This window comes from Rhodobacteraceae bacterium IMCC1335 (genome assembly GCA_039640495.1).
In the GTDB taxonomy this organism is placed as follows: Bacteria; Pseudomonadota; Alphaproteobacteria; order Rhodobacterales; family Rhodobacteraceae; genus Thalassovivens.
This window is the reverse complement of sequence record CP046864.1, coordinates 72,410-98,607: the sequence shown is the minus strand read 5'-3', so window position 1 is coordinate 98,607 and position 26,198 is coordinate 72,410. Positions and strand designations below refer to the sequence as shown.

Genomic DNA, 26,198 nt, shown 5'->3' with positions numbered 1-26,198 from the left:
GGCCGCTGCTGCAAACTGCTAGGCAATCGCGACATAATTTTTCAAGGAACCCGACATGGCCGAAGAGACATCACAACCAGCGCAACCCTCTGTAAACGTGCTGGCGCAATATATTCGAGACTTATCTTTCGAAAACATTCTCGCTCAAAAAGGCGTCTCCGGCGATGTTACACCTGATATTCAAATACAAGTTAAATTAGACGCACGGAAACGCTCAATTGCCAATCAATATGAAACAATCATCAAATTAAATATTGATTCAAAGTCCAAAGATACAAATGATCAGCTTTTTTTATTAGAGATCGAATATGCAGGCGTGTTTACCGTGACCGGCGTTCCGGATGAACAATTGCACCCGTTTCTTATGATTGAATGCCCTCGGATGATCTTCCCATTCTTGCGACGCGTGGTTAGTGATCTTACTCAAGATGGCGGATTCCCAGCCCTTAACTTAGAAACAATTGATTTCATGCAACTTTATAGAAGCGAAGCGCTGCGCCGCCAAACCGAAGCCGCGTCTGAAGAAATCAAAAACTAAATCTATTCTTCCCAAATATGATCACGCCAGACCGCTTGATCTCCTAGGGTTGCAACCATTTCAAGATGCGCTTTTTTCTCCCCTTCGCTCACCCGGGGGTAAGGGGCCTTGGGCGCTGTTTTGATCCTGAAACGTTCCGGTCCGCGCCTACTCGATCAGTTGAGGTTTTCACTTGAGCAGAAAGCATAAAATCTGGCTGTCTGCCGCCAATAAGCTCAAGGTAAACCTCAGCCAATATTTCAGAATCGAGCAAAGCGCCATGCAGCGTGCGAGCATTGTTATCTATCCCAAAACGGCGGCACAACGCATCTAATGACGCGGGCGATCCGGGGAATTTTTTACGTGCAATGGCCAATGTGTCTAAGGCGCGTTCTAATGGGATTTGCGGCCGCTTCACCCATGAAAGTTCAGCATTTAAAAACCGCATATCAAAACTGGCATTGTGAATAACCAATTTGGAATCGGCAATAAATTCGACAAAATCGGCCGCGATACTCGCAAATACAGGCTTATCGCGTAAAAAATCATCCCCCAAACCATGCACTTGAAAGGCCTCATTGGGCATATTGCGCTCGGGATTGATATATTGATGATAGGTTTTCCCGGTTGGAATGTGATTCCACAATTCAACGGCGCCTATTTCAACGATTCGATCTCCTTGATTGGGATCCAAGCCCGTGGTTTCAGTATCCAAAACAATTTCACGCATCCTTCACCGCCCTTAAATTTGCCAATATATTGTCCACTTGCGCATGCACATGATCCAGCGTGTCTGTTAAAATCACAAAATCAGCTTTTTCACATTTTTGAGAATTTGACCATTGGCGCGATTTAATCTGCTCAAACATCTCCTCGTTCATCGTTCCGCGTTCCAGCACGCGTTTCTTTTGCTCTTCTTCATCTATAGTTACGCAAATTACGGCGTTCATATGGGCATCTGCGCCGGTTTCAAAAAGCAGTGGAATATCAAAGACCAATATATCTGATTGGGCTGAGTCTATAAAGGTTTGTCGATCCTGCGCCACGAGCGGATGGATGATTGCTTCCAGCTGCCCAATCAAATCAGGGTTTTTTTGTAATTCATGCTTTAACACTTGCCTTGAGATTGCACCCTCAATCAATGCCTTTGGGAATAGGTTTGACAAAGGTGCGACCGCGGCGCCTTGTTCTGCATAAAGTCGATGTACGGCTGCATCGGCATCCCACACATCACAGCCTGCATCTTTGAAAAACCCTGCGGTTGTGGATTTTCCCATTCCTATAGATCCTGTAAGACCTAATAAAAAACTCATGATAACAATAAGTTACGCGTTTCTTGATCAGCGGTTGGCTTTTTACCAAACCACCGCTCAAAACCCGGTACTGCTTGATGTATTAACATTCCCAAACCATCTACCACGGGGCATCCAATTGCGCTGGCTTGCTTTAAGAGATCGGTTTCGAGCGGTGTGTAGACCAGATCTGTTACCAATGTTTTAGCGGTAAGATTTTTCAAGCTTAATGATAAATCTGGCTTTCCCACCATGCCCAAAGATGTCGTATTCACCATTAAATCAATGCCATCCAAAATATTTGAGACTTTTGACCAGTCCAGAACTTGAATCCTTGCCCCAAGATCGGTTTTCAACTGATCCGCTCTGGCGCGCGTTCTATTCGCTAAATATATTTCGGGAACCCCGGCCTCTATCAATGCCGATAATACAGCACGCGAGGCTCCACCGGCCCCCAAAACCAGTGCTGGTCCTGAGGCTGCATTCCAATCAGGCTGATGATCTTTAATATTTTCAATGAATCCATACCCATCGGTATTATCAGCATAGATTTTTCCATCCTCGCTGAACGATAATGTATTCGCAGCTCCGATTAATGCCGCTCGATCGGATACGTGATCAGCATGCGTTAAAGCAAGATGTTTGTGCGGAATTGTGACATTAGCGCCCACAAAACCCATTTTCGGCATGGTTTTAAGCACATTTCCAAAATCAACAGGTTCAACATCGACGGGTATATAATGACCCGGAAGCCCCAGTTTTTTCAACCAATTGCCGTGCAACAGTGGTGATTTTGAATGAAAAATTGGATGACCAATCACAGCTACCAGAGGTATTTTTGACACAGTCATATTGAAAAATCCCCTCTAAGCGATAAGAAATTAAGCACTTCTAATAACGGTAACCCTAAAACACTGAAATAGTCACCATTGATTCTACGGATAAGTTGCACGCCTTCAGCTTCAAGCCTGTATCCCCCAACGCAATATTGAATATGATCCCAAAATTGATCAATATATGCGGTGAGAACCGTATCGGGTAACGATCTAAAAGACACATCTACCTTTGAAATATGCCGCCAAATTGGGCGGTTTTCATGGTAGATGACAGCGGACGTAAACAATCTGTGGGTCTTGTTTTGAAACGCTTGCAATTGCGCAAAAAGCTCTGCTTTGCTCTGGGGTTTCGAAATAACCCGTCCCTGAAATTCCAAAATTTGATCAGATCCGATGATAAATGAATCTGGAAATTTTAAAGCAACCTTAGATGCTTTCATTTCTGCCAAATGATCCGCCATATCGCGGCGTGATAGATTTTCAGAAATCATGCTTTCTTTTATCATTTGTTCATCAATTTTTGGGGGGTATATTTCAAACACAATACCCGCATTACGCAACAATGTTGCACGCGCAGTGGATGAAGAAGCCAAAATCAGAGAAGGTCGCATGTGGATAACTTGTCCAAAAACTGGGTGGATAGATAGGCAAAATTACCGCATACACAGCGAGAAACGCAAATATTTATAAATTGACGTATAAAATTAGCAAAACCATATAAATATACAATGTGGAAAAGGATAAGTTTGTCCTTGCTTAAACTGTGGATAGTCAATTTAACACATAATTTAATTCAGAAATTTTTTTAAGTATCTAATTTAAATATAAAATATATTGAAATATTTTTTTACTCAGTTTTTTTATTGTGGATAAATAGCTGGAAAAAATTTGATCCACAGAAACTTGTTTGTCTACATATACTACTTCCTTTCTATCTATATTACTTTATTAAATAGACTTGCTCGGATTTGGGGAAAGCATGATTGATGTTCTAAGCAATTTCTATCTTTGGATAAAATCACTTCATATTTTAGCGGTCATCTCATGGATGGCCGGTTTATTCTATTTACCAAGAATATTTGTGTATCACAGCGAACGCGCAAAAAAAGGCGATATCCTTGATACAACGTTCCAAATTATGGAACGAAAACTGCTTAGGTTTATTATGCGACCTGCAATGATTCTAACTTGGATCTGCGGTCTTTTGATGGTCTTTATTCCGGGCATTATTGATTGGTCAATGGTTTGGGTATGGGTAAAATTTGTAAGCATTTTTGGGATGACCTGGTTTCACAAATGGTGCGCTGACCATTGTGAATTGTTTAGATCTGGAAATTTTACAAAAACAGGTCGGTATTATCGAATGATGAACGAAGTTCCAACCGTTCTGATGATTGCGATAGTGGTTTCAGTGATCGTAAAATTTTAATGGTTTAACTTTAGAAAAATTTATCGTAAGTAGACTTGAGCCTATTCTGGCGATTTTTCCTATTAACAGACATAACGCGGTGAATGCTGCAACCAGAGGTATATCATGGTGGTCGAACGGCTGAACCTTTCTGATTTGAAACGCAAAAGTCCAAAAGATTTAGTGGATTTGGCCGAAGAATTGGAAATCGAAAACGCATCAACGATGCGCAAAGGCGAAATGATGTTCCAAATTTTGAGCGTGCGCGCGGATGAGGGGTGGGAAGTTGCGGGCGATGGCGTGCTTGAAGTTTTGCAGGATGGTTTTGGGTTTTTGCGTTCACCTGAGGCGAATTACTTGCCTGGTCCAGATGATATTTACGTATCGCCGGAAATGATTCGAAAATTTGCATTGCGCACGGGTGACACGATCGAAGGAGTGATCAAAGCACCAGAAGAAAATGAACGTTATTTTGCATTGGTGAATCCGTTTAAAATTAACTTCGAAGAGCCTGAAAAAGCCCGTCATAAAATTGCTTTTGACAATCTTACACCGCTTTACCCGGATGAGCGCCTGACGATGGAGTTGGCAGATCCAACGGCGAAGGATAAATCTGCGCGCATAATTGATTTGGTTGCGCCGATCGGCAAAGGCCAAAGATCTTTGATCGTCGCGCCTCCGCGCACAGGTAAAACGGTATTATTGCAAAATATAGCGACCAGTATCGAACAAAATCATCCTGAATGTTATTTGATCGTTTTGTTGATTGATGAACGTCCAGAAGAAGTTACGGATATGCAACGGTCTGTGAAGGGTGAAGTTGTTTCTTCCACTTTTGATGAGCCAGCGACGCGGCATGTTGCAGTGTCTGAAATGGTGATTGAGAAAGCCAAGCGCTTAGTTGAACATAAGCGGGACGTGGTGATTTTGCTCGATTCGATTACACGTTTAGGCCGGGCATTCAATACGGTTATTCCATCCTCGGGCAAGGTACTGACCGGCGGTGTTGACGCAAACGCTTTGCAACGCCCGAAACGATTCTTTGGCGCGGCGCGCAATATCGAAGAGGGGGGATCATTAACGATCATTTCAACCGCTTTGATCGATACTGGAAGTCGGATGGACGAGGTGATTTTCGAAGAATTTAAAGGGACGGGCAATTCTGAAATCGTTCTTGATCGCAAAGTTGCCGATAAGCGCGTTTTCCCGGCGTTGGATATTTTGAAATCTGGTACGCGAAAAGAAGATTTGCTGGTTGATAAGGTAGATCTTCAGAAAACTTTTGTGCTGCGGCGTATTTTGAATCCTATGGGAACAACGGATGCAGTGGAGTTTTTAATTTCGAAACTTAAGCAAACAAAATCCAATTCTGACTTCTTTGACTCAATGAATTCTTAACATTTTTCGGGGTGTAGGCCCAATGGACACGATCGTTGCCTTGGCATCTGGTCACGGGAAAGCTGGTATATCTGTAATTAGATTATCAGGTCCGCAAGCTTGTGCTTGCGCTGGTGCGTTGGTCGGAAAACTAGGAGAGCCGCGGCTATCGGTTTTGCGGCGGATTACCGATGGCGAGGGTGTAGCGCTTGATAGCGGACTGGTCACGTGGTTTGCGGCGCCAAAAAGCTTCACCGGCGAGGATATCGTTGAATTGGCTTGTCACGGTAGCTTAGCAGTTGTTTCGGCAGTTCTGGCTGAATGCTGTAAGCATTCGAGCGTAAGGATGGCTGAGCCGGGTGAGTATACGCGGCGCGCGCTGGAAAATGGCCGTTTGGATATGACGCAGGTCGAAGGTCTGGCGGATTTGATTGATGCTGAAACTGAGGCGCAGCGGCGTCAGGCATTAAGGGTTTTGTCAGGGGAATTGGGCCAGCGTGCCGTGCAGTGGCGGTTGGATCTGTTACGCGCCTGTGCGTTGCTGGAAGCAACAATTGATTTCGCGGATGAGGAGGTACCCGTAGATGTTACCCCGGAAGTGCGCAATCTGGTGAAGAGTACACGCGCCACATTGATCCTTGAGGCGGGGGGCGTTGCGATGGCAGAGCGGGTAAGGGCCGGTTTCGAAGTGGCGATCGTCGGAAAGCCCAATGTTGGAAAATCAACTTTGCTGAACGCATTGGCCGGGCGTGAGGCGGCATTGACGTCGGATGTGGCTGGGACGACGCGCGATATCATAGAAGTACGGATGGACTTGGATGGGTTCGCGGTGACGTTATTGGACACGGCGGGATTACGTAATACGTCGGACCATATTGAAGAATTGGGTGTTGAGCGGGCGTTGGCGCGCGCAAATGCTGCAGATATTCGTGCTGTATTGTCATTGGATGGCGCTGTGCCCGTAGGGATTGAGATGACACCGGATGACATAGTGCTGTTGGCGAAATGCGATGAAGGTGACGAAAAATTTGGCATTTCAGGGCGGACGGGGGCGGGGATTGACCGTTTTGTTGATCATCTAAAAAGTGTATTGAAAGAAAGGACTTCTACTTTAGGTGTTGCAACGCGTGAGCGTCATAGACACGCTCTGCAAGAAGCAGTTGTGGCTATGGATCAAGCTCTTTTGCTCTTAGAGAGTGGGCCGGATGTTTATGAGTTGGCAGCAGAAGAGCTGCATCGGGCCTGTCGTGCGATGGATGGTCTTATTGGGCGAATTGGGATAGAATCCATTTTGGACGAAATTTTTAGCAGTTTTTGTTTGGGTAAATGATGGAGTGTTTCACGTGAAACATTTTGATGTGATCGTTGTTGGTGGTGGGCATGCGGGCTGTGAAGCGGCGGCTGCGGCGGCGCGTATGGGTGCGCAAACCGCTTTAATAACTTTATCTGCGTATGATTTGGGCGCGATGTCTTGTAATCCGGCGATCGGGGGATTGGGTAAAGGCCATCTAGTGCGCGAAGTGGATGCGCTTGATGGAATCATGGGCAGGGCCGCAGACCAGGCGGGTATTCAGTTTCGTTTGCTCAACCGCCGCAAAGGGCCTGCCGTGCAGGGCCCTCGCGCGCAGGCGGATCGAAAATTATATCGCGCGGCGATAGAGGCGCAATTAAAGGCAACGAAAAACCTTACCTTATTAAACGGTGAGGTTGTGGATCTATTGGGCGCACCGTCGAAGATATCTGGTGTTGTATTGGCGGACGCATCGGAAATATGGTCGAATTCGGTGATCTTAACCACCGGTACGTTTTTACGTGGAATTATTCATATTGGGGATGTCTCGCGGCCAGGCGGTAGGATGGGCGATAAGCCATCGGTAAAACTCGCGCAGCGAATTGATGAATTTGGATTGTCTTTAGGGCGTTTGAAAACGGGCACTCCTCCGCGTTTGGATGGGACGACGATCGATTGGCAGGGGCTGGAAACCCAGCCTGGTGATGACGTGCCGACGCTGTTTTCGTTTTTGTCTAAAGAACCGGCAGCACGGCAAATCGCTTGCGGTATAACGCATACAAATGAAAAAACTCATGCGATTATTCGGAAGAACCTAGACCGTTCTGCGATGTATGGCGGCCATATAGATGGGGTAGGTCCGCGTTATTGCCCATCGATTGAAGATAAGATTGTCAGGTTTTCTGACAAGACATCGCATCAAATTTTTCTGGAGCCCGAGGGTTTGGATGTGACTACGATATATCCAAATGGAATTTCCACTTCGCTTCCACAAGATGTACAGGAAGCGTATGTGCGCTCGATCGCGGGATTAGAAAACGCGCTTATCACGCAGCCAGGTTATGCGATTGAATACGATTATGTTGATCCGCGAGCGTTGGATATGTCTTTGGCTTTGCGAAACGTGCCAGGTTTGTTTTTGGCGGGGCAAATTAATGGCACCACCGGTTATGAAGAGGCGTCAGCGCAAGGCATGGTGGCAGGTTTATCAGCCGCTGCGCAGTCTTTGGGCCGCGAGGGTCCCAGTTTTTCGCGAAGTGACAGCTATATTGGCGTGATGCTTGATGATCTTATTTCGCGTGGGGTAAGCGAGCCTTATCGTATGTTTACCTCACGGGCGGAATTTCGGCTTTCGCTGCGGGCGGATAATGCGGATCAACGGCTAACGCCTCAGGGGATTGTGCTAGGTTGCGTGGGCGCAGAGCGGTATGCGGCTTTCTCGTTAAAACAAGAAAAATTGGTCAAGGCCACGGCGCAATTGCATGCAGATAGCTTTACCCCAACTCAATTACAGGCCAGTGGTATCGAGGTAACTCAAGATGGTTCTCGCCGCTCGTTATATCAGGTTCTGTCTTTCCCCAAGGTAACGTTTGAAGATCTTCTCGCTCTATCTCCCGATTTACGCGATATTGAGCCGGATATCGCAGCACAATTAAGTTGCGATGCTTTATATTCAAATTATATCGCGCGGCAGAAAAAAGATATTGAAGCAGTGCAGCGCGATGAGGCGTTAAAAATACCACAAGGGTTTTCATACGCAGATATTGATGGCCTTTCATCAGAGCTTCGCGGAAAACTTACGGATCGCCAGCCCGAAAATTTGCGCCAAGCACAAAAGGTTGAAGGAATGACCCCTGCGGCCACCATGTTATTATTGGCGAAACTGCGCCAGTTTAACCGCCTTAAAACCGGATGACTGGGCACTATACCCTTTTTTCTGATTTAAATGTTTCACGTGAAACATATGACGCGTTGAAAGCATATCAGCGGTTACTGGAAAAATGGACCACGCGGATAAATCTTATTTCAAAATCGACGCGCGAGGATGTGTGGGTCCGCCATATTTGCGATTCTGCTCAGGTGATGGGGCTTGCGTCAAAGCATGCCGCGCATTGGATTGATATAGGCAGTGGGGGTGGCTTACCAGGGTTGGTTGTTGCGATTTTGGCCAAAGAGCTTAACCCACAGTTGCGTGTGACTTTGATTGAAAGTGATCAGCGAAAGGCGGTATTCTTACGCACCGTCATGCGGGAGCTGAAATTAAACGCAATGGTTCAGGCCAAGCGTATCGAGGCCGTAGGCCCTTTAAAAGCCGACGTTATTTCTGCCCGCGCCTTGGCTGATTTGAACGATTTGTTAAGGCTCACGCATCCCTTTATGTGTCAAAATACGCAATGTTTGTTCATGAAAGGCAAAAATTGGTCAAAAGAAGTAAAAGAGGCTGAAAAAAGTTGGCAATTTCAAGCAGAGCGCTTTATCAGTAAAACCAACCATGAGGCAGTGATATTAAGCGTAAGGAACGTGACAGGTGCGCCACGCAGCAAATAAAAAAATGGCTAAGATTATTTCGATTACCAATCAAAAGGGAGGTGTTGGCAAAACAACCACCTCAATAAATTTGGCGGCTGGGCTAGCGGAATCGGGTTTGAAAGTATTGATCGTTGATTTAGATCCACAGGGCAATGCGTCAACCGGATTGGGAATTGATGTAAGTGCGCGCGACACTACTATATTTGATCTTTTGCTCGATCCTTCTCACCTCAAAAATGCTATCATAGACACTAATATTAAGGGCCTAAGCGTTATCCCATCCACCGTTGATCTGAGCTCAGCCGAGTTTGAATTGGTCTCAAATGAAAAGCGCAGTTCGCTCTTGTTGGATGCTTTGCGGCAAGACAGCATGAAAGCGTATGAATTTGATTACATCTTAATCGATTGCCCGCCATCGTTATCGCTTTTAACGGTGAACGCGATGGTGGCTTCGGATTCGGTTCTTATTCCTTTGCAAAGCGAGTTTTTTGCTTTGGAAGGCCTGTCCCAGTTGATGTTAACGGTGCGTGAAGTGCGTAAAACCGCCAATACAGACTTGCGTATCGAGGGAATTGTTTTAACGATGTTTGATCAGCGCAATAATTTGTCGCTGCAAGTCGAACAGGATGCGCGCGATAATCTTGGCGAATTGGTGTTCCAGGTCAAAATTCCGCGGAATGTGCGGTTAAGCGAAGCGCCGTCCTTTTCAATGCCGGTTTTACAATATGACAGCCTGTCAAAAGGGGCTATGGCCTATCGGGCCTTAACGCAGGAGTTTTTGAAAAATAATCTGGCGACAGCATCGGTGAAAGAGGTCTAAATGGTTGATAAAAAAGGAAAAGTTAGGGGTCTTGGACGGGGCTTATCGGCGTTAATGTCCGATGTTGGATCCATATCAAAAGAACAAGGGCAACCCGCGGATACTATTCCTGTTAAAAGCGATATGAATGTTCCGATTGAAAAGATATTTCCCAATCCAAATCAGCCGCGTCGCAATTTTACCGAAGAAAACCTAAATGATCTTGCGAATTCTATCCGCGCAAAAGGCATTATTCAGCCGTTGATTGTGCGTGAGCGCCCCGAGCATGAGGATGAGTTTGAGATTGTAGCGGGTGAGCGTCGATGGCGTGCGGCGCAGATTGCGCAATTGCATATGCTACCCGTCGTGCTGCGCAGATTTTCAGATACTGAAGTGCTAGAAGTGGCAATTATCGAAAACATCCAGCGTGCCGATTTGAATCCGGTGGAAGAGGCGCAAGGCTATAAAAATTTGATGGAGCGTTTTGGGCGCACGCAAGAGCAAATGTCAGAGGCGCTTGGAAAAAGCCGCAGTCATATTGCCAATCTTTTACGGTTGTTAAACCTTCCGGATGAGATTTTAACCTATCTGCGGGAAGGGCAATTGACCACGGGCCACGCGCGGGCGCTGATTACGTCAGATGATCAATTAGACCTTGCGCGTCTGGTCGTGAAAAAAGGGCTTTCGGTGCGCGAGACCGAGCGGCTTGTAAAGCGGGCAGCGCAAGCTGATGGGCCAAAAGACAAGCCGAAGTCCAAGGCGAAAAACTCGGCGGAAAAAGATGCAGATACGCGCGCTTTGGAAGCTGATTTATCCGCAGGATTGGGCATGAAAGTCCTAGTTTCACATGTAGCTGGAACAGAAAAAGGAACAATATCAATTACTTATAGTGATCTTGATCAATTGGATGATCTGTGTCGGATTTTAAGTGCTACGCAGCAGGTCGAGTCCAAATAAACACTAAAACGCAGCCCAAGACGGCTGCTTGTATTGTTAAAATTAGCGGTTTCACGCCGGTGATCATTGAAATTGCAAAAACCAAAGCAATCGATATGGTAGCCATTTTTTTGGCCTTTGTGGAAATCGCGCCTGATTGACGCCAATCTTGGATCATTTTGCCAAAAATCGGATGGGTTAATAACCAGCCATGCAATCGATTTGAGCTTTTTGCAAAGCAAAATGCTGCAAGCAAGATGAAGGGTACGGTTGGCAGAAGCGGCAAAACCACCCCCAAACATCCCAACCCCAATGCAATTAAACCCAAGATTAACCAAATAATCCGCATGTCACGCCTCTAATAAGGAATTGATAACAGAGTTTAACACGGCGGTGCCGGCTCGCGTGGCTTTCAGGCTTTTATCGCTACGTATTAGCAAACCCATATCTTCAAGAGAGGTTTGAGCCTCGATATTCAGTGGTGCCCCTGCCAGATTCTCAAAGCGCTCTAAATCAATACCGTCTTTGATCCGTAAGCCCATCAGCAAATATTCTGTGGCTTGTGCGGTTCGATCAATCTGCTGCGCAGACTTTTCTCCAGTACCCTGTTCAACCGCGGCAAGCCACTTATCTGGGTTGTAAAATGCCTCAGTGGCAAATTTTTGACCCTTTAGCGTTAATCGCCCATGGGCCCCTGGGCCAATACCGGCGTAATCGCCATAGCGCCAATATATCAAATTATGCAGGCATTCTGCCCCTTTTTTTGCATGATTTGAAACCTCATAGGCAGGCATATTATGCGCATCGCATAAAGATTGAGTAAGCTCATAAAGATCTGCGCCAAGATCATTGTTTGGCAGGCCTGGTAGCTTGCCGATTTTGTAACGATCGCCAAAGGCGGTTCCGGCCTCGACGGTTAATTGATAAAGAGAGAAGTGATCGACCGCCATTGCAAGTGCCTCGCTCAACTCTGCCTGCCATTGCGCAAGGGTTTGATATTGCCGCGCATAAATTAAATCGAAACTGACGCGGGCAAAAATATTGCGCGCGGTTTCAAACGCCAACCGGGCTTCTTGCGCAGTATGCAATCGGCCAAGTCTGCGCAAATCTGGATCATTTAACGCCTGTATTCCCATTGAAATTCGGTTCACGCCTGCGTTTTGATAGGCCGCAAAGCGGCCTGCTTCAACCGAGGTTGGGTTGGCCTCAAGCGTCACTTCCAATTGATTGCTGATAGGAAAGCTGGATTTAATGGTGCCAATGACCGCCTCAACAATCTCGGGATCCATCAGGCTAGGCGTGCCACCGCCGAAAAAAATGCTATTGACCAGGCGCGGGCCAACCGTATTTCTTACCCGCTGGATTTCGGATAAATATCCTTTAAGCCATTGCTTTGTATTAATTTTTTTAGAGACATGGCTGTTAAAGTCGCAATAGGGGCATTTTGCAGAACAAAAGGGCCAATGGATGTATATTCCAAAGCCCCCATATGTCCAATCATCCACCAAAGCATTCCCGTATCAGTTTTTCAAAGGCTCTGGCGCGGTGGCTGATGCGGTTCTTTTCCCAACGGTCCATCTCAGCGAAGGTGACCTTATAGCCGTCAGGTTGAAAAATTGGATCATAGCCATGGCCTTGGTCTCCGCGCATTGGCCATATCACTTGGCCAGGCATAATCCCTTCAAACACCGCATCGGCCCCATCGGGCCAGGCCAGTACCAACGTACAACAAAACTGGGCGATGCGCGGAGCAGGCGCGTTTATTTTTTCAAGCTCGAAATGTACTTTTTCCATTGCCATTATAAAATCACGCCCTTTGGGGGTTTCCGCCCAATCGGCGGTGTAAACCCCGGGAGCACCGTTTAGCGCTGCGATTTCAATGCCGCTATCATCGGCTAGCGCGGGTGAGCCCGTCGCTTTTGCCGCAGCATGGGCTTTTATGCGGGCATTGCCGACAAAGCTGGATTCGGTTTCCTCTGGTTCAGGCAGGTTTAAACTGCCGGCCCCAACCACGTTTACATCAAATGGCGTAAGCAAAGCGGCGATTTCTTCAAGTTTGCCTTGGTTATGGGTGGCCAATACCAGGCGATCTTCTTGAAGTAAACGGCTCATCCAACGGCCTTTAGCTGCGCTTGCACCAATGCGGCCACGCCGGCTTCTGCCAAATCCAACAATTGGTTCATTTGCGCGCGCGAGTAAGTAGCGCCCTCAGCGCTCATCTGAGTTTCGATCATTTGACCATTTGCCAACATGATGAAATTTCCATCCACGCCGGCTTCACTGTCTTCAGGATAATCCAAATCAAGCACGGCTTGGCCTGCATATATGCCGCAACTGACCGCGGCCACGGGTGAAATCAGCGGGTTAGAAAGCACCGCGCCAGTTTTTAGCAATTTATTGACCGCCAGCTGTAACGCCACCCAGCCACCGGTGATTGAGGCGCATCTGGTGCCTCCATCAGCCTGAATCACATCGCAATCCACGGTAATTTGGCGCTCGCCCAGCGCTAAACGATCCACGCCCGCCCGCAGGGAGCGCCCGATTAGGCGTTGAATCTCTACCGTCCGTCCGCCTTGTTTGCCAGCCGTTGATTCGCGGCGCATGCGCGAACTGGTTGATCTTGGCAGCATGCCATATTCCGCTGTTATCCAGCCAAGCCCGGATCCCTTGATGAAGGAGGGCACCCGATCTTCAATGGTGGCGGTGCACAGTACATGCGTGTCGCCCATTTTGATCAGACATGACCCTTCGGCGTGTTTGGTCACCTCGGTTTCAATTTCTACCGAACGCATTTCATTTAATTTTCTTCCTGAGGGACGCATGTTATAAACCTTTCTATGTTGCACTGATGCATACAAGCGGCTGATATAGAGACGCAACCCCGATAGTTTTGAACCGGGCGGTGCTTTTCGGTTTTAAAAAGGATTAGGCGATATGGGTAGCCCAGATCTTTTAAACAATATGAATGAACGGTCGCGGGAAATTTTTCGCAGGTTGGTTGAGGGCTATTTAGAAAGTGGTGGCCCCGTTGGGTCGCGCACGCTTACCCGTACCTTAAATGAAAAGGTCAGCGCGGCCACTGTGCGCAATGTGATGCAGGATCTTGAATTTTTAGGCTTGCTTGACAGCCCGCATATCAGTGCGGGGCGGGTGCCCACGCAATTGGGGTTGCGCATGTTTGTGGATGGGTTTTTGGAAGTGGATCAGCTTAGCAAGGAAGATCAACTTAAGCTGGATCAAACCGTGGATCGCAGCAGCCAAGATGTCAACAGCGTGTTGGATCGCGTGGGATCAATGCTTTCGGCGTTAACCCATGGCGCCTCTTTGGTGTTAACGCCAAAGCAAGAACAACCAATAAAGCATATTGAGTTCGTATCGTTATCCCCTGACCGGGCGTTGGTTGTTCTTGTTTATTCCAATGGCGATGTTGAAAACCGTCTGTTTACGCCGCCGGTCGGGCAAACGCCCAGCGCTATGCGCGAAGCGGCAAATTTTTTAAATGCAGTGCTTGAAGGGCGCACGTTAAGCGAATTGCTTTCGACCATTCAAAATGATGTTGATTTAAGGCGGCAAGAAATTGACAGTTTGGCGCAAGAATTGGTGACGCAAGGTTTGGCGGTTTGGCAAACCCAAGGCGATGATAATGAACGCTTGATCGTGCGTGGCCGTGGCAATTTGCTAGAATCAGAGGCGCATGAAGAGGATTTGGAGCGCATCCGAAACCTGTTTGATGACTTGGAACGCAAGCGCGATATCGCAGAATTTCTTGAACTGACCGAGCAAGGCGATGGTGTGCGCATTTTTATTGGCTCAGAGAACAAACTTTTTTCACTTACGGGTTCCTCTTTGGTTGTTTCTCCCTATATGAACTCAGAACGTAAAATCGTTGGGGCCATCGGAGTGATCGGTCCAACGCGGTTGAATTATGGTCGGATTGTGCCGCTGGTTGATTATACCGCGCAATTGGTGGGCAAGCTTATTTCCGACCGCATTGAAAGGTAAGTTATGGAAGAGCCAAAAGCAGAAGAATTTTTGGATGATATTGATCAAATGCAAGAGGCAGAAGAGGCCCTTGAGGAAGAGCTAATCGATATCACTCAAGAGGATGCGCAAACCGATGAGGTTGATGAATTGGCTGCTGTAACCGCTGAGCGGGATGAATATCGCGACCGGTTCATGCGCGCCTTGGCGGATGCCGAAAATTCGCGCAAACGGGCTGATAAAGATCGCCGCGAGGCCGAAAATTACGGTGGTTCGAAAATGGCGCGCGATTTACTGCCTGTGTATGACAATATGAAACGGGCGGTTGAAGCGGCGGGTGACGAGCAAAAAGAAGCTGCGGCGGCGCTGATCGAAGGCGTCGAGTTAACGATGCGGGAATTGTTGAACGTGTTTAAAAAGCACGGCATTCAACCTATTTCACCGCAAGTTGGTGATCGTTTTGATCCGCAGCTGCACCAAGCGATGTTTGAAGCCCCGCTTCCAGGCACAAAAGCCGGTGATATTATTCAGGTATCCGCTGAAGGTTTCATGTTGCACGATCGGTTGCTGCGTCCCTCTCAGGTTGGCGTGTCCTCGACCCCTGCATCTTAAAGCGGTTTTTCAGCGGCAAAACCATTATCTTGTTGGTTTTGCCGCGGCTTTTAACTCATATAATTTTTGCAGCGCTTCTTTTGGTGTCAGCTCATCTGGATGCAGTGCTTCGAGAATTTCCAAAGCGGGTGATGCGGCGGCTTGCGGGCGGGGCGGCGCTGCAGGACTGCACGAAAACAGCGGTAAATCATCGATAACGGCCTGCCGGCCGGTGCTTCCCGCCTCGCGCTCGCCTTTTTCCAAAGCGTCCAAAACCACCCGCGCGCGCTCAACCACCATTAAGGGAAGGCCTGCCAATTGTGCCACTTGCACCCCGTAAGAGCGATCTGCAGCCCCTTGGCGCACCTCGTGTAAAAAGATTACGTCGCCGTGCCATTCTTTTACCGCAACGGTGGCATTTTCAACCCGGTCTAATTTGCCGGACAGGGCTGTGAGCTCATGATAATGGGTGGCGAATAGCGCCCGCGATTGATTCACATCATGCAGATGCTCGAGCGTTGCCCACGCGATGGAAAGCCCGTCATAGGTTGCCGTGCCACGGCCAATTTCATCCAAGATCACCAGCGCTTTTGCATCGGCTTGATTCAAAATCGCAGCGGTTTCGACCATTTCCACCATAAAAGTGGATCGCCCGCGCGCCAAATCATCAGATGCGCCGACGCGGCTGAACAATTGACTGACCACCCCAATATGGGCGCTGCTGGCGGGCACAAAACTGCCCATCTGTGCCAATACCGCAATCAGTGCATTTTGTCTTAGAAACGTTGATTTACCGGCCATATTTGGGCCGGTTAACAGGCGAACTGCGCCTTCAGATAGATCGCAATCATTGGCGATAAAATGCTGGCCATTGGAACTTAACGCGCGTTCCACAACCGGATGCCGCCCGCCTTCAATGGCAAAGGCCCGGCTGTTATCCACCACCGGGCGCACCCAATTTTGTTGCTGCGCAAGATGTGCGAGCGCTGCCGCGACATCAAGTTCGGCTAAAGCTGTGGCCAATCCATAAAGGCTTTCCGAGTGGTCAAGAATCTTCGCGCAGAGCTGCGCGAAGATTTCGCTTTCAATTTCGCTTGCCCGCCCGCCGGCATTTAAAATCTTGGTTTCAATCTCTGACAGATTGACTGTAGTAAAGCGCACTTGATTGGCTGTGGTCTGTCGGTGAATGAAAGTTTCTGATAAAGGCGGCCGCAGCATTTTATCTGCATGGGTCGCGGTGGTTTCGATGAAATAGCCCAAAACGTTATTATGTTTGATTTTTAACGAAGCGATTTCGGCCAAGGCGCTGTACTCGGCTTGCATCTGCGCGATCACCCCGCGGCCCTCATCGCGCAAATGCCGGGCATGGTCCAAATCGGGCTCAAAGCCTGCGGCCACAAATCCCCCATCACGTAACAGCAAGGGCAGATCTTCGTTCAATGCTTTTAACAACAGATCGATTAAATCGGTATGCCCTATCAGTTTCTCGTAAACCGTCTCTAATTCGGTGCATAAAGGGGTTGCTTGCATTACATCAGCGATCGCTTCGGCTTGGCGCAGCGCGCTGCGGATGCTTCCTAGATCTCTTGGTCCACCGCGGTTCAAGGCCAGCCGCGAGAGTGCCCGCGCGACATCGGGAATATGGCGCAAATGCCCGCGTAATTTATCCAGTACTGCGCTTTGCGCGATCAACGCGGAAATGGCGTTTTGTCGATTGTTCAAAACCTCGATATCAAGCGAAGGAGAGCCGATGCGGTGCTCAAGTAATCTGCCGCCCGCAGCGGTTAATGTTTGATCAATCGTTGCCAATAAAGAGCCATTTCGCGTTCCTGAAAGCGCATGCGTAAGTTCAAGATTGCGCCGGGTGGCGGCATCTATTTGCATGGTTTTTGCGCTGATATGGCGTTTTGGCGGTTGCAACAGCGGCAGGCTGCCTTTTTGTGTGATGTCCAGATAATCAACAATTGCACCCAGGGCTGATAACTCCGCCCTTGAAAACCCTCCATGCGAGTCAAGCGTGGCCAGTTTAAAGGTTTTGAGCAGCCGGTTTTCTGCCGATGTGCTGTCAAAACTACTAGCGCTGATCGGTGTCGACGCCGCGCCGCTTTCCACAATGATAGTGTCTAAATCTTGGAAAGACTTTTCCGATACAAGCACTTCTGAAGGTGCTAGCCGGGCCAATTCGGGCCCTAGCAATACCAAAGGCAGGGTGCTGACGCTAAAATCGCCGGTAGAAATATCCACCCAAGCCAGGGCTGAGGCATCGCGTATCTGCGCAAATGCGGCCAGAAAATTATGCCGCCGCGCCTCAAGTAAGCTGTCTTCGGTCAGTGTTCCGGGTGTTACAAGGCGCACCACATCGCGTTTTACAACCGATTTACTGCCCCGCTTTTTTGCCTCGGCAGGGCTTTCCATCTGCTCGCAAACTGCCACGCGAAAGCCTTTTCGGATCAGCGTTAGCAAATACCCTTCCGAGGCGTGATGCGGCACCCCGCACATTGGGATATCCGCTTTGAGATGTTTGCCGCGTTTGGTGAGCGCAATATCCAGCGCTTCCGCAGCGGCCACTGCATCTTCAAAAAACAACTCATAAAAATCACCCATGCGATAAAAAAGCAGGGCCTCAGGATATTGTGCCTTGATGTCAAGATATTGGGCCATCATCGGCGTCACGGGTTTGTCTCCTCAGGGTTTTATCTTGCCCTCCAGCGTATCTTTAGGCAGCGCGAGGGGAAAGCTGAAAACGATCTTGATGTGTGCTAAAAAACGCATGATAACAGTGGTTCATACGCAAAAGGGTTCAAAATGGCGAAAATGAAAATCACGCGGGAAGAGGCCTTGGCCTTTCATCTCGAACCGGCTCCGGGAAAATGGGAGGTATCTGCCACGGTTCCGATGATGACCCAACGTGATTTATCACTTGCCTATTCGCCCGGCGTGGCAGTGCCCTGTGAAGCCATCGCCGAGAACCCCGAGCTTGCCTATGACTATACAAATAAAGGCAATTTGGTCGCGGTTATTTCAAATGGTACGGCGGTTTTGGGGTTGGGTAATCTTGGTGCGCTGGGCAGCAAACCGGTGATGGAAGGTAAATCGGTTCTGTTCAAACGATTCGCCGATGTGAACAGTATTGATATTGAGCTGGATACAGAAGATCCCGATGCGTTTTGCAAAGCGGTTAAGTTAATGGGCCCCAGTTTTGGCGGTATCAATCTTGAAGATATCAAGGCGCCCGAATGTTTTATCATTGAACAGCGCTTGAAAGAGGAAATGGATATCCCGGTTTTTCATGATGACCAGCATGGAACCGCGGTGATTTGTGCGGCAGGCCTGATCAACGCCCTGCATATCAGCAAGAAGAAGATTGAAGATGTCAAAATTGTTTTAAACGGCGCTGGTGCGGCTGGAATTGCCTGTATTGAGTTGCTTAAATCGATGGGTGCAAAGCACCAAAATTGTTTTGTCTGCGATTCCAAAGGCGTGATTTATCAAGGCCGCACCGAGGGGATGAACCAGTGGAAATCGGCCCATGCGGTGAAAACAGAAAGCCGCAGCCTTGATCAGGTGATGCAAAATGCGGATGTGTTTCTGGGGGTTTCGGTGAAAGGCGCAGTCACCCCGCAAATGTTGGCATCAATGGCGCCAAATCCGGTGATTTTCGCGATGGCCAATCCGGATCCGGAAATCACACCGGAAGAGGCTCATGCCGTGCGCAAAGACGCGATCGTTGCCACAGGGCGCAGCGATTACCCCAATCAGGTGAATAATGTTTTAGGGTTTCCGTATTTATTTCGCGGGGCTTTAGACATCCACGCGCGCGCGATCAATGATGAAATGAAAATAGCCTGCGCGCAGGCTTTGGCAGCGCTGGCACGCGAGGATGTACCCGATGAAGTGGCCATGGCCTATGGGCAAAAATTAACCTTTGGCCGAGATTATATCATTCCAACCCCGTTTGATCCGCGGCTTATTTATCGCATTCCGCCGGCAGTGGCGAAAGCGGGTATTGATACCGGGGCCGCGCGGCGCCCGATTATTGATATGGAAGGCTATGAGCTGTCGCTGAAAACCCGGATGGATCCAACCGCAAGCATTTTGCGCGGAATAACCGAGCGCGCGCGCGCCGCACAGGCTCGGATGATCTTTGCCGAGGGTGATGATCCGCGGGTGTTGCGCGCTGCGGTGATGTATCAGCGCTCGGGCTTTGGTAATGCGTTGGTGGTGGGCCGCCAGCATGATGTTGCGGCGAAGCTTGAGGCGGCTGGGATGGGCGATGCAGTGCAAGAGCTTGAGGTTGTGAATGCCGCCAATACCGATCATCTTGATGCGTATAAATCCTTCTTGTTTGAGCGTTTGCAACGCAAAGGTTTTGACAATGCCGATATTCACCGTATGGCAACCCGTGACCGGCATGTTTTCTCTGCTTTGATGCTGGCGCATGGCCATGGTGATGGTTTGGTGACGGGGGTCACGCGCAAATCAGCGCATGTGATGGGGTTGCTCAACCATGTGTTTGATGCAGATGCCGAACATGGGGCGGCTGGGGTGACGGCGCTGTTGCATAAGGGGCGGATCGTGCTGATCGCAGATACTTTGGTCCATGAATGGCCCGAAGCCGAGGATCTGGCAAATATTGCCGAACGCGCCGCCGATGTGGCCCGCGATTTCGGTCTAGAGCCACGCGTGGCATTTGTGAGTTTTTCCACATTTGGCTATCCCGTATCAGAGCGGGCTGAAAAGCTTGCTTTAGCCCCGAAAGTGCTGGATGCGCGCGGTGTTGATTTCGAATATGAGGGCGAGATGACCGTTGATGTGGCGCTGAATACGCAAGCGCAGGCGCATTATCCGTTTTCGCGGCTGACTGGGCCGGCCAATATCTTGGTTGTGCCTGCACGCCATTCGGCAAGCATATCGGTCAAACTGATGCAGGAAATGGCTGGTGCCACGGTGATCGGGCCTATTCTTTCGGGCGTGGATCAATCCATACAAATATGCGCGTCGGTCTCTACAGCAACGGATATTTTGAACATGGCTGTTTTGGCAGCGTGCAAAGCCGGTGAGGGGACATCGCGCCATGGATGACGCCCAAACCACGCATCAGGCCGAAGAGGATGCGCGCAATGATCACATTTTGATTTATGTCGACGGCGCGCTTGTGCCCAAAGCGCAGGCGGTGGTCAGCGTCTATGATAGCGGATTTATGTTGGGGGATGGTATCTGGGAAGGCTTGCGGCTTTACAATGGCCATTGGGCTTATTTGGATCTGCATCTTGATCGGTTATTTGAAGCGGCCAAAGCCATTGATCTTGACATTGGATTAGATCGCCAAGGCGTTAAAACTGCCTTGTTAGAGACACAATCAGCCAATCACATGCAGTCGGATGCCCATGCGCGGTTGATGGTCACGCGCGGGGTGAAACACCGCCCCTTTCAACATCCGTCTTTGTCGCGCTCGGGGCCGACTTTCGTGATTATTATGGAGCATTCGCGGCCAAAATTGGCGCGCCCCGTGCGCCTTGCCACGGTGCCCCATCAACGCGGCTTGCCGATGACGCAGGATCCAAAATTAAACTCGCATTCTAAGTTAAATTGCATCCTTGCTTGTATTGCAGCGGAAAAAGCCGGGGCGGATGAAGCGCTGATGTTGGATGTGCATGGATTCGTAAACACCACCAATGCCTGCAATTTCTTTATCGTGCGCAAGGGCGAAGTTTGGACCAGCACGGGTGATTACTGCATGAATGGTATCACGCGGCAAAAGGTGATCGAGATTTGTCAGCAGCACAATATTCCAGTCTATCAGCGTAATTTTTCATTGGTGGATGTTTACGGGGCGGATGAGGCGTTTCTGACGGGCACGTTTGGAGCCCAAACACCGGTGGGCGAAGTGGATAAACGCCAGATAGGAACTGGCAATATCGGGCCGGTCACGCAGAAAATACGAAGCCTTTACAAAGATTTAATATTGAAAGAGGTTGGCTGATGCGGCTTGCTGTCTGGTCGGGGCCGCGCAACCTATCAACGGCGCTGATGTATGCGTTTGCCAATAGAGTAGATTTTTCGGCGGTGGATGAACCGTTTTACGCCGCTTATTTGAAGCTGTCGGGTTTAAAGCATCCGATGGTTCAGGAAATTTTGGCCAGCCAGACGCAAGATCCGGCAGAGGTGGTCAAAGCCTTGTTGGCGCCGATTGGCGCGTCGCATCGCCATATGTATCATAAGCATATGACCCAGCATATGATTCCGGGAATTCCCCGCGATTGGATGCGCGAGGTTGAGAATGTGTTTTTGATCCGGCATCCAATGCGCGTGGTGGCCAGCTTTGCGCGTAAATATGAAAATCCAACGCTGGCGGATCTTGGTTTTTTGCAACAAGAATCGTTGTTTGAGGGGCTTCGGGCGCAGGGTCAAACCCCTTTGGTTATCGACAGCGCTGATATTTTATTAAACCCAGAGCGCGCCTTGCGTCGCCTTTGCGCCGCCTTGGGGCTTGGTTTTGACCCCGCCATGCTAAGCTGGCCGGCGGGTGGTATGTCCTGTGATGGGATTTGGGCAGCGCATTGGTATGGGGCCGTGCATAGGTCCACTGGGTTTAGCGCCGTAGAAGCAGAGCCTCTTCCGGATTTACCGGATCATTTGAAGGCGTTGGCCGATCAGGCCATGCCGGCCTATGATGCGTTGGCACAATTTTGCCTTAGGCCATAGCCCGAACCATATCGGGGCTGAAAATTCGATCCGAATGCTGATCCAGATAGATCCGCAACCAAGGCGTAAACCGACTGGGCCAGCGCTGAACCTCTGCCAAAAGATCGTGATATTCGACCCAGCGCAGATCCATCACCTCCTCTGGGTTTGCGGCCATCGGAGGCGGCGCATCCACATGCGTTATAAATAAATCCACAACCTCATGCTCGATCAAGCCATTGCCCACATCTGCACGATATTCGATGCGATCCCGATAGATCAGTTGAATATTCTCAATGGCCAGTTCTTCTTTCATGCGCCGCTCTGCGCAATCTTCTGGGGCTTCATTCCACAAAGGATGCGTGCAGCACGTATTGGCCCATAACCCGGGGGTATGATATTTTTCCAAAGCCCGCCTTTGGATAAGGATCTTGCCATTGCAGATCATAAATATCGAAATCGCTTTGTGTTTAAGCCCTTTTTCATGGGCTTCTAGCTTTTCCACGGGGGTTAATACGCCGTTTACCCAGGCCGGGATCATTAAGCTCATACGTGATTTGCTCCTACAAGCCCGGTTAAATGGGCAAGGTTTTTTAGGCCTATTTTCACATGTGCCAGCGGGCGCGCCTGCACAAGCTTCTTATTCATATAGGCTTCAAATGTCAGTTTTTGAACATCAACATCATGGCAAAGCGATACGAATCTTTCGCGACGGTCATCCGAGCGATAATAGGCGTTTTGCATCGAGGCCAGCACGCGAAACACCGTTTTATGTTCGCGCATGAATAAAGACCGGGCCAGTTTTAAATCTTTTACCCGCCCGGTTTTTAAAAAGGCGCTGGCGGCGGTGGCGGCCACTTGCCCCCCGACCATGGCATAATAAATCCCTTCTCCAGAACTGGGTGCCACAACGCCGGCCGCGTCTCCGGCCAGCACCACATCGCGGCCATTATCCCATCGATCAAGTGGCTTTAAAGGGATGGGCGCCCCTTCTTTTCGAATCGTTTTGCAGCCTTCTAAACCGGCAGCCCGGCGCAATTTAGCGGTGGCATCTTTCAGATCAAACCCGTCAAGCCCGGTGCCCATCCCGACGCTGGCAGAGCCGCCATGGGGAAACACCCAGCCGTAAAAATCGGGTGATATATCGCCATCATAAATGACATCGCAGCGCATAGGATCATAGGTGGCGTTGGGTTTGGGGGCTTCGATAATTTCGTGATAGGCAATGACATAAGGAATTTTTTCGCCATCGGGCACTTCTGCGCGGGCCACCGAAGAGCGTGCGCCATCCGCGCCAATAACCAGTTTTGTTTCTAAAAGCGTTTCGGCGCCAGTGTCGCGATCACGATATTGAACTTGGGTTTTCCCGCCATCGCGGATGATTTTTTGAAAGACGCCGGTCAGACGCTGCGCGCCCGCCTTTGCCGCACGTTTTCGAAGAAATTCATCAAAAAACTCGCGGTCGACCATACCAACATAGCCGTTTTCTATCGGAATATCGACGGATCTTTGCGTGGGTGACACCATCCGTGCGGTGGTGATTTTAGCCACGATTTGCGAGTCAGGAATGCGAAAATCGCTGATCAGGCGCGGGGGTACAGCGCCGCCACAGGGCTTGATCCGGCCCGCGCGATCTAGCAGGGCAACCTTTCGGCCGCTGCGCGCTAAATCCTCTGCGGCTGTTGCACCCGAAGGTCCGCCTCCAATTACCACGACGTCAAACATGATTATTCTCCCGGTACTAAATTCTGTGCGATTGGTTTGTGTTCGATGGTTTTTGCCGCCATAGCTGCCGCCAGAACGAACAGCGCGGCCTCAAATAGAAACACGCTGCCAAATGCGCTGGCGGGTGAGGCCATCCATAACCGCATCGCATCTGCTGCTGCGGCGCCAAACAGCCCGCCAAATCCTGCGGCGATGGCTTGCGCGGCGCCCCAAAGCCCCATCCGCGTGCCTTCGCGCGCCCCGCGCCCTGCGCCGGCAAGCGACATCATCGAGCCGATTGCCGCAACGGCAAACATACCGTTGAAGACGCCAAGCGCGATAACCGCCGCGGTCAATTGCGCGGCACTGCCCTCAAGTCCAAGCGCTGCGATCGCGCTTAAGCTTAACGCTGATCCGAGGCAACCGCCGATCACCCAGCTGCGCAGACTGCCAAGCTTCAAACCCGTACAGGCCAGTCCAACGCAGAGCATGCCCAAGAAGACGCCCCCATTTTGGGCGCCTGATAAGCTGGTAGATTGGCCTGGGCTAAAGCCGAATACCAGCCCAGCATAGGGTTCAAGAATCAGCTCCTGCATGAAATAGGCGGTCATTGATAAGAACACAAAAACCGTGAATCTGCGGGCTTTATCTTCGGCCCAAACTTCCTTCAGCCCTTCCAAAAATGGCGTGTGAGAAGCTTCAGCCTGGCGGGTCAATCCGCGCTCAATGCGCCAAATTCCGATCAGCGTTAACAGAACCGCGCCCGCGCTGACGGTTGCAACGATTTTGAGCAAAAGCAAATGCGAATATGGGTCTAACAGGCTGCCGGCAATGCCGGCTGTGATTGCAATACCGGCGATCATCATCAGCCATGTGATCGTGGCGGCGGCAGCGCGGCGGCGTGGTGCTGTGGCCGTTGCCAATAAAGCCAATAGCGAGGTTCCAGACGCGCCAACACCCAATCCGATAGCGCTATAGGCAATGATCGATAGAACCAAGCCCCATCGAAAATTATACTCAAGCAGAGGTATGGCGGCCGCTGCCGCAAGCCCGCCGCAAGCCAAAATAACCATGCCGCCGATAATCCAAGTGCTGCGCCGGCCGCCCCTATCTGAACGAAACCCCCAATTTGGCCGGGTAAGTTGAACGCCATAATGCAGCGCAACCAAGAAACCCGGTAAAAGCGCCGGCAGCGCCAGCTCGACCACCATCAACCGGTTCAAGGTCGAGGTCATCAGCACCACGATCGCTCCAAGGCACATTTGCACCAATCCCAAACGTAAGATCGATAGCCAACTGAGCATTACAAGGCCTCCCCAAGGAAGCGCAGAGCAAAAGCGGTGATCAACATGCCGCTGACATACATCATCACTCCGGTGCCATTATACCAAGGCGCTTTTGCTTTAGGATCGCGCAGCATCACCCGCATCGCCCAAAGCTGGCCCAAGATTAAGGCTGTGATCGCCGCCGGATAGGGATTGGGCACCGCCCAAAGCATCAGCAGCATCACCACCGCCAGCTGCGGAATTAACATGATCCAACAGGCGATATGCGCCGCGCGCTTTGGCCCCAGCGTAACGGGCAAAGAGCGCAAACCGGTTTGACGATCGCCTTCAAGCGCTTTGAAATCGTTTAAGGTCATAATGCCATGCGCACCCAGCGCATAAAGCATGGCCACAAGAATGATTTTTGGATCTGGCAGCGCGGTCGACATCACCGCCGCCCCGGTGAACCAAGGCAGGCCCTCATAGCACAGGCCAACCAAGCCCGGCCCCCACCAGCCCGATTTTTTAAGGCGGATAGGTTCGGCCGAATAAGCCCAAGCCGCCAAAACGCCAAGAATTGTGGCGACAAAGCCCCAGATTCCCAAACACCAGCCAACAAAGAGCGAAAGCGCCGACATTGCCAGCGCAATCCACAAGCCCCATGCGCCCGGAATCCGCCCCGAGGGAATTGGCCGATAGGGCTCATTAATCGCATCGACATGCCGGTCGCACCAATCATTGGCGGCTTGGCTCATCCCGCAGACAATTGGTCCGGATAAAACGATTCCTAAAAGGATAAGCCAGATATTCTGTAGCAGCGGCATTCCCGAAGAGATCACACCGCAGCCAAAGGCCCACATAGGTGGAAACCATGTGATGGGTTTGATCAATTCCAGAGCCGCCAGCGGATGTGGTTTTTTCGCCAGCTGTAAACTTTGCGCAACAGTCATATGTCTAGTTTGACTTACAACTTGGCGCAACGCAAGAA

Annotated in this window: 26 protein-coding genes; 13 read left to right on the top strand and 13 right to left on the bottom strand. The window is 49.9% G+C overall.

The window, feature by feature from the left end; genetic code table 11:
* The first annotated feature begins 55 nt into the window (after nt 1-55).
* On the top strand, nt 56-538 hold the full coding sequence (gene secB, locus GN241_00475) for a protein-export chaperone SecB (GenBank protein ID XAT55964.1): 483 nt from the start codon (nt 56-58) through the stop codon (nt 536-538).
* A gap of 88 nt (nt 539-626) precedes the next feature.
* Here the strand turns inward: secB and dnaQ are convergent, their stop codons facing one another.
* Genes dnaQ through maf form a run of 4 tightly spaced genes read right to left on the bottom strand, consistent with a single transcriptional unit; the run spans nt 627 to nt 3,256 of the window.
* Nucleotides 627-1,247, bottom strand: coding sequence for a DNA polymerase III subunit epsilon (dnaQ, locus tag GN241_00470; protein ID XAT55963.1), 621 nt, complete (start codon nt 1,245-1,247; stop codon nt 627-629).
* Nucleotides 1,240-1,830, bottom strand: coding sequence for a dephospho-CoA kinase (gene coaE, locus GN241_00465; protein XAT55962.1), 591 nt, complete (start codon nt 1,828-1,830; stop codon nt 1,240-1,242). Before coaE ends, dnaQ begins: the two co-directional genes overlap by 8 nt.
* Nucleotides 1,827-2,660 (bottom strand): shikimate dehydrogenase, encoded by an 834-nt coding sequence (locus GN241_00460; protein XAT55961.1) that lies wholly within the window; start codon nt 2,658-2,660, stop codon nt 1,827-1,829. Before GN241_00460 ends, coaE begins: the two co-directional genes overlap by 4 nt.
* Nucleotides 2,657-3,256, bottom strand: coding sequence for a septum formation protein Maf (gene maf / locus GN241_00455; GenBank protein ID XAT55960.1), 600 nt, complete (start codon nt 3,254-3,256; stop codon nt 2,657-2,659). The genes GN241_00460 and maf overlap by 4 nt, the downstream gene beginning before the upstream one ends.
* A 368-nt stretch (nt 3,257-3,624) precedes the next feature.
* Here maf and hemJ point away from each other — a divergent pair, with 368 nt between their 5' ends.
* The 7 genes from hemJ (at nt 3,625) to GN241_00420 (ending at nt 11,006) form a co-directional block, all read left to right on the top strand.
* Entirely contained in the window at nt 3,625-4,074 is a 450-nt protein-coding gene (gene hemJ / locus GN241_00450; protein XAT55959.1) for a protoporphyrinogen oxidase HemJ, read from the top strand.
* A 105-nt stretch (nt 4,075-4,179) separates the two neighbouring features.
* Nucleotides 4,180-5,451 carry a transcription termination factor Rho gene (gene rho / locus GN241_00445; GenBank protein XAT55958.1) on the top strand — a complete coding sequence of 424 codons (1,272 nt, stop codon included), beginning with the start codon at nt 4,180-4,182 and terminating at the stop codon, nt 5,449-5,451.
* A 22-nt stretch (nt 5,452-5,473) separates the two neighbouring features.
* A complete protein-coding gene (mnmE, locus tag GN241_00440) occupies nt 5,474-6,760 on the top strand; it encodes a tRNA uridine-5-carboxymethylaminomethyl(34) synthesis GTPase MnmE (GenBank protein XAT55957.1) in 1,287 nt (428 codons plus the stop codon).
* A gap of 13 nt (nt 6,761-6,773) precedes the next feature.
* Nucleotides 6,774-8,636, top strand: a complete 1,863-nt coding sequence (gene mnmG / locus GN241_00435) for a tRNA uridine-5-carboxymethylaminomethyl(34) synthesis enzyme MnmG (protein ID XAT55956.1) — start codon at nt 6,774-6,776, stop codon at nt 8,634-8,636.
* Nucleotides 8,633-9,268: a 16S rRNA (guanine(527)-N(7))-methyltransferase RsmG gene (gene rsmG / locus GN241_00430; protein XAT55955.1), complete on the top strand. Its 636-nt coding sequence runs from the start codon at nt 8,633-8,635 to the stop codon at nt 9,266-9,268. The genes mnmG and rsmG overlap by 4 nt, the downstream gene beginning before the upstream one ends.
* Nucleotides 9,269-9,272: 4 nt before the next feature.
* Entirely contained in the window at nt 9,273-10,070 is a 798-nt protein-coding gene (locus GN241_00425) for an AAA family ATPase (GenBank protein ID XAT55954.1), read from the top strand.
* Nucleotides 10,071-11,006, top strand: coding sequence for a ParB/RepB/Spo0J family partition protein (locus GN241_00420; GenBank protein ID XAT55953.1), 936 nt, complete (start codon nt 10,071-10,073; stop codon nt 11,004-11,006).
* Here GN241_00420 and GN241_00415 read toward each other — a convergent pair.
* From GN241_00415 to GN241_00400, 4 genes are read right to left on the bottom strand one after another with little or no spacing between them, the layout of a single operon-like run.
* The gene (locus tag GN241_00415) at nt 10,981-11,334 is read right to left on the bottom strand and encodes a DUF454 family protein (protein ID XAT55952.1); all 354 of its coding nucleotides are present in this window, start codon (nt 11,332-11,334) and stop codon (nt 10,981-10,983) included. The genes GN241_00420 and GN241_00415 overlap by 26 nt on opposite strands.
* A gap of 1 nt (nt 11,335) precedes the next feature.
* The gene (locus tag GN241_00410; GenBank protein ID XAT55951.1) at nt 11,336-12,493 is read right to left on the bottom strand and encodes a coproporphyrinogen III oxidase; all 1,158 of its coding nucleotides are present in this window, start codon (nt 12,491-12,493) and stop codon (nt 11,336-11,338) included.
* Nucleotides 12,483-13,097, bottom strand: coding sequence for an RdgB/HAM1 family non-canonical purine NTP pyrophosphatase (gene rdgB, locus GN241_00405; GenBank protein XAT55950.1), 615 nt, complete (start codon nt 13,095-13,097; stop codon nt 12,483-12,485). The genes GN241_00410 and rdgB overlap by 11 nt, the downstream gene beginning before the upstream one ends.
* Nucleotides 13,094-13,807: a ribonuclease PH gene (locus GN241_00400; GenBank protein ID XAT55949.1), complete on the bottom strand. Its 714-nt coding sequence runs from the start codon at nt 13,805-13,807 to the stop codon at nt 13,094-13,096. Before GN241_00400 ends, rdgB begins: the two co-directional genes overlap by 4 nt.
* Nucleotides 13,808-13,946: 139 nt before the next feature.
* On the opposite strand from GN241_00400, the gene hrcA reads away from it, so the two are divergent.
* Both hrcA and grpE read left to right on the top strand, forming a co-directional pair.
* Nucleotides 13,947-14,987 (top strand): heat-inducible transcriptional repressor HrcA, encoded by a 1,041-nt coding sequence (hrcA, locus tag GN241_00395; GenBank protein ID XAT59127.1) that lies wholly within the window; start codon nt 13,947-13,949, stop codon nt 14,985-14,987.
* Between the two features lie 3 nt (nt 14,988-14,990).
* Complete coding sequence (gene grpE, locus GN241_00390; GenBank protein XAT55948.1) at nt 14,991-15,578, top strand: nucleotide exchange factor GrpE; 588 nt, start codon at nt 14,991-14,993, stop codon at nt 15,576-15,578.
* 24 nt (nt 15,579-15,602) lie between these two features.
* On the opposite strand, the gene mutS is transcribed toward grpE, so the two are convergent.
* Nucleotides 15,603-18,221: a DNA mismatch repair protein MutS gene (gene mutS / locus GN241_00385; GenBank protein ID XAT59126.1), complete on the bottom strand. Its 2,619-nt coding sequence runs from the start codon at nt 18,219-18,221 to the stop codon at nt 15,603-15,605.
* Nucleotides 18,222-18,362: 141 nt separating this feature from the next.
* On the opposite strand from mutS, the gene GN241_00380 reads away from it, so the two are divergent.
* Genes GN241_00380 through GN241_00370 form a run of 3 tightly spaced genes read left to right on the top strand, consistent with a single transcriptional unit; the run spans nt 18,363 to nt 22,262 of the window.
* Nucleotides 18,363-20,639 (top strand): NADP-dependent malic enzyme, encoded by a 2,277-nt coding sequence (locus tag GN241_00380; GenBank protein ID XAT55947.1) that lies wholly within the window; start codon nt 18,363-18,365, stop codon nt 20,637-20,639.
* On the top strand, nt 20,632-21,540 hold the full coding sequence (locus tag GN241_00375; GenBank protein XAT55946.1) for an aminotransferase class IV: 909 nt from the start codon (nt 20,632-20,634) through the stop codon (nt 21,538-21,540). Before GN241_00380 ends, GN241_00375 begins: the two co-directional genes overlap by 8 nt.
* Nucleotides 21,540-22,262: an HAD family hydrolase gene (locus GN241_00370; GenBank protein XAT55945.1), complete on the top strand. Its 723-nt coding sequence runs from the start codon at nt 21,540-21,542 to the stop codon at nt 22,260-22,262. Before GN241_00375 ends, GN241_00370 begins: the two co-directional genes overlap by 1 nt.
* Here the strand turns inward: GN241_00370 and GN241_00365 are convergent.
* The 4 genes from GN241_00365 to chlG are packed head-to-tail and all read right to left on the bottom strand — an operon-like array spanning nt 22,252 to nt 26,160.
* A complete protein-coding gene (locus GN241_00365) occupies nt 22,252-22,791 on the bottom strand; it encodes an isopentenyl-diphosphate Delta-isomerase (protein XAT55944.1) in 540 nt (179 codons plus the stop codon). The genes GN241_00370 and GN241_00365 overlap by 11 nt on opposite strands.
* The gene (locus GN241_00360; GenBank protein XAT55943.1) at nt 22,788-23,969 is read right to left on the bottom strand and encodes a geranylgeranyl diphosphate reductase; all 1,182 of its coding nucleotides are present in this window, start codon (nt 23,967-23,969) and stop codon (nt 22,788-22,790) included. The genes GN241_00365 and GN241_00360 overlap by 4 nt, the downstream gene beginning before the upstream one ends.
* Complete coding sequence (locus tag GN241_00355; protein XAT55942.1) at nt 23,969-25,249, bottom strand: MFS transporter; 1,281 nt, start codon at nt 25,247-25,249, stop codon at nt 23,969-23,971. Before GN241_00355 ends, GN241_00360 begins: the two co-directional genes overlap by 1 nt.
* On the bottom strand, nt 25,249-26,160 hold the full coding sequence (chlG, locus tag GN241_00350; GenBank protein XAT55941.1) for a chlorophyll synthase ChlG: 912 nt from the start codon (nt 26,158-26,160) through the stop codon (nt 25,249-25,251). Before chlG ends, GN241_00355 begins: the two co-directional genes overlap by 1 nt.
* Nucleotides 26,161-26,198 lie beyond the last annotated feature (38 nt).

Coding starts and splice junctions, on each gene's coding strand:
- secB (XAT55964.1), top strand. CDS start 56: ATGGCCGAAGAGACATCACAACCAGCGCAACCCTCTGTAAACGTGCTG.
- dnaQ (XAT55963.1), bottom strand. CDS start 1,247: ATGCGTGAAATTGTTTTGGATACTGAAACCACGGGCTTGGATCCCAAT.
- coaE (XAT55962.1), bottom strand. CDS start 1,830: ATGAGTTTTTTATTAGGTCTTACAGGATCTATAGGAATGGGAAAATCC.
- GN241_00460 (XAT55961.1), bottom strand. CDS start 2,660: ATGACTGTGTCAAAAATACCTCTGGTAGCTGTGATTGGTCATCCAATT.
- maf (XAT55960.1), bottom strand. CDS start 3,256: ATGCGACCTTCTCTGATTTTGGCTTCTTCATCCACTGCGCGTGCAACA.
- hemJ (XAT55959.1), top strand. CDS start 3,625: ATGATTGATGTTCTAAGCAATTTCTATCTTTGGATAAAATCACTTCAT.
- rho (XAT55958.1), top strand. CDS start 4,180: ATGGTGGTCGAACGGCTGAACCTTTCTGATTTGAAACGCAAAAGTCCA.
- mnmE (XAT55957.1), top strand. CDS start 5,474: ATGGACACGATCGTTGCCTTGGCATCTGGTCACGGGAAAGCTGGTATA.
- rsmG (XAT55955.1), top strand. CDS start 8,633: ATGACTGGGCACTATACCCTTTTTTCTGATTTAAATGTTTCACGTGAA.
- GN241_00425 (XAT55954.1), top strand. CDS start 9,273: ATGGCTAAGATTATTTCGATTACCAATCAAAAGGGAGGTGTTGGCAAA.
- GN241_00420 (XAT55953.1), top strand. CDS start 10,071: ATGGTTGATAAAAAAGGAAAAGTTAGGGGTCTTGGACGGGGCTTATCG.
- GN241_00415 (XAT55952.1), bottom strand. CDS start 11,334: ATGCGGATTATTTGGTTAATCTTGGGTTTAATTGCATTGGGGTTGGGA.
- rdgB (XAT55950.1), bottom strand. CDS start 13,097: ATGAGCCGTTTACTTCAAGAAGATCGCCTGGTATTGGCCACCCATAAC.
- GN241_00400 (XAT55949.1), bottom strand. CDS start 13,807: ATGCGTCCCTCAGGAAGAAAATTAAATGAAATGCGTTCGGTAGAAATT.
- hrcA (XAT59127.1), top strand. CDS start 13,947: ATGAATGAACGGTCGCGGGAAATTTTTCGCAGGTTGGTTGAGGGCTAT.
- grpE (XAT55948.1), top strand. CDS start 14,991: ATGGAAGAGCCAAAAGCAGAAGAATTTTTGGATGATATTGATCAAATG.
- mutS (XAT59126.1), bottom strand. CDS start 18,221: ATGATGGCCCAATATCTTGACATCAAGGCACAATATCCTGAGGCCCTG.
- GN241_00380 (XAT55947.1), top strand. CDS start 18,363: ATGGCGAAAATGAAAATCACGCGGGAAGAGGCCTTGGCCTTTCATCTC.
- GN241_00375 (XAT55946.1), top strand. CDS start 20,632: ATGGATGACGCCCAAACCACGCATCAGGCCGAAGAGGATGCGCGCAAT.
- GN241_00370 (XAT55945.1), top strand. CDS start 21,540: ATGCGGCTTGCTGTCTGGTCGGGGCCGCGCAACCTATCAACGGCGCTG.
- GN241_00365 (XAT55944.1), bottom strand. CDS start 22,791: ATGAGCTTAATGATCCCGGCCTGGGTAAACGGCGTATTAACCCCCGTG.
- GN241_00355 (XAT55942.1), bottom strand. CDS start 25,249: ATGCTCAGTTGGCTATCGATCTTACGTTTGGGATTGGTGCAAATGTGC.
- chlG (XAT55941.1), bottom strand. CDS start 26,160: ATGACTGTTGCGCAAAGTTTACAGCTGGCGAAAAAACCACATCCGCTG.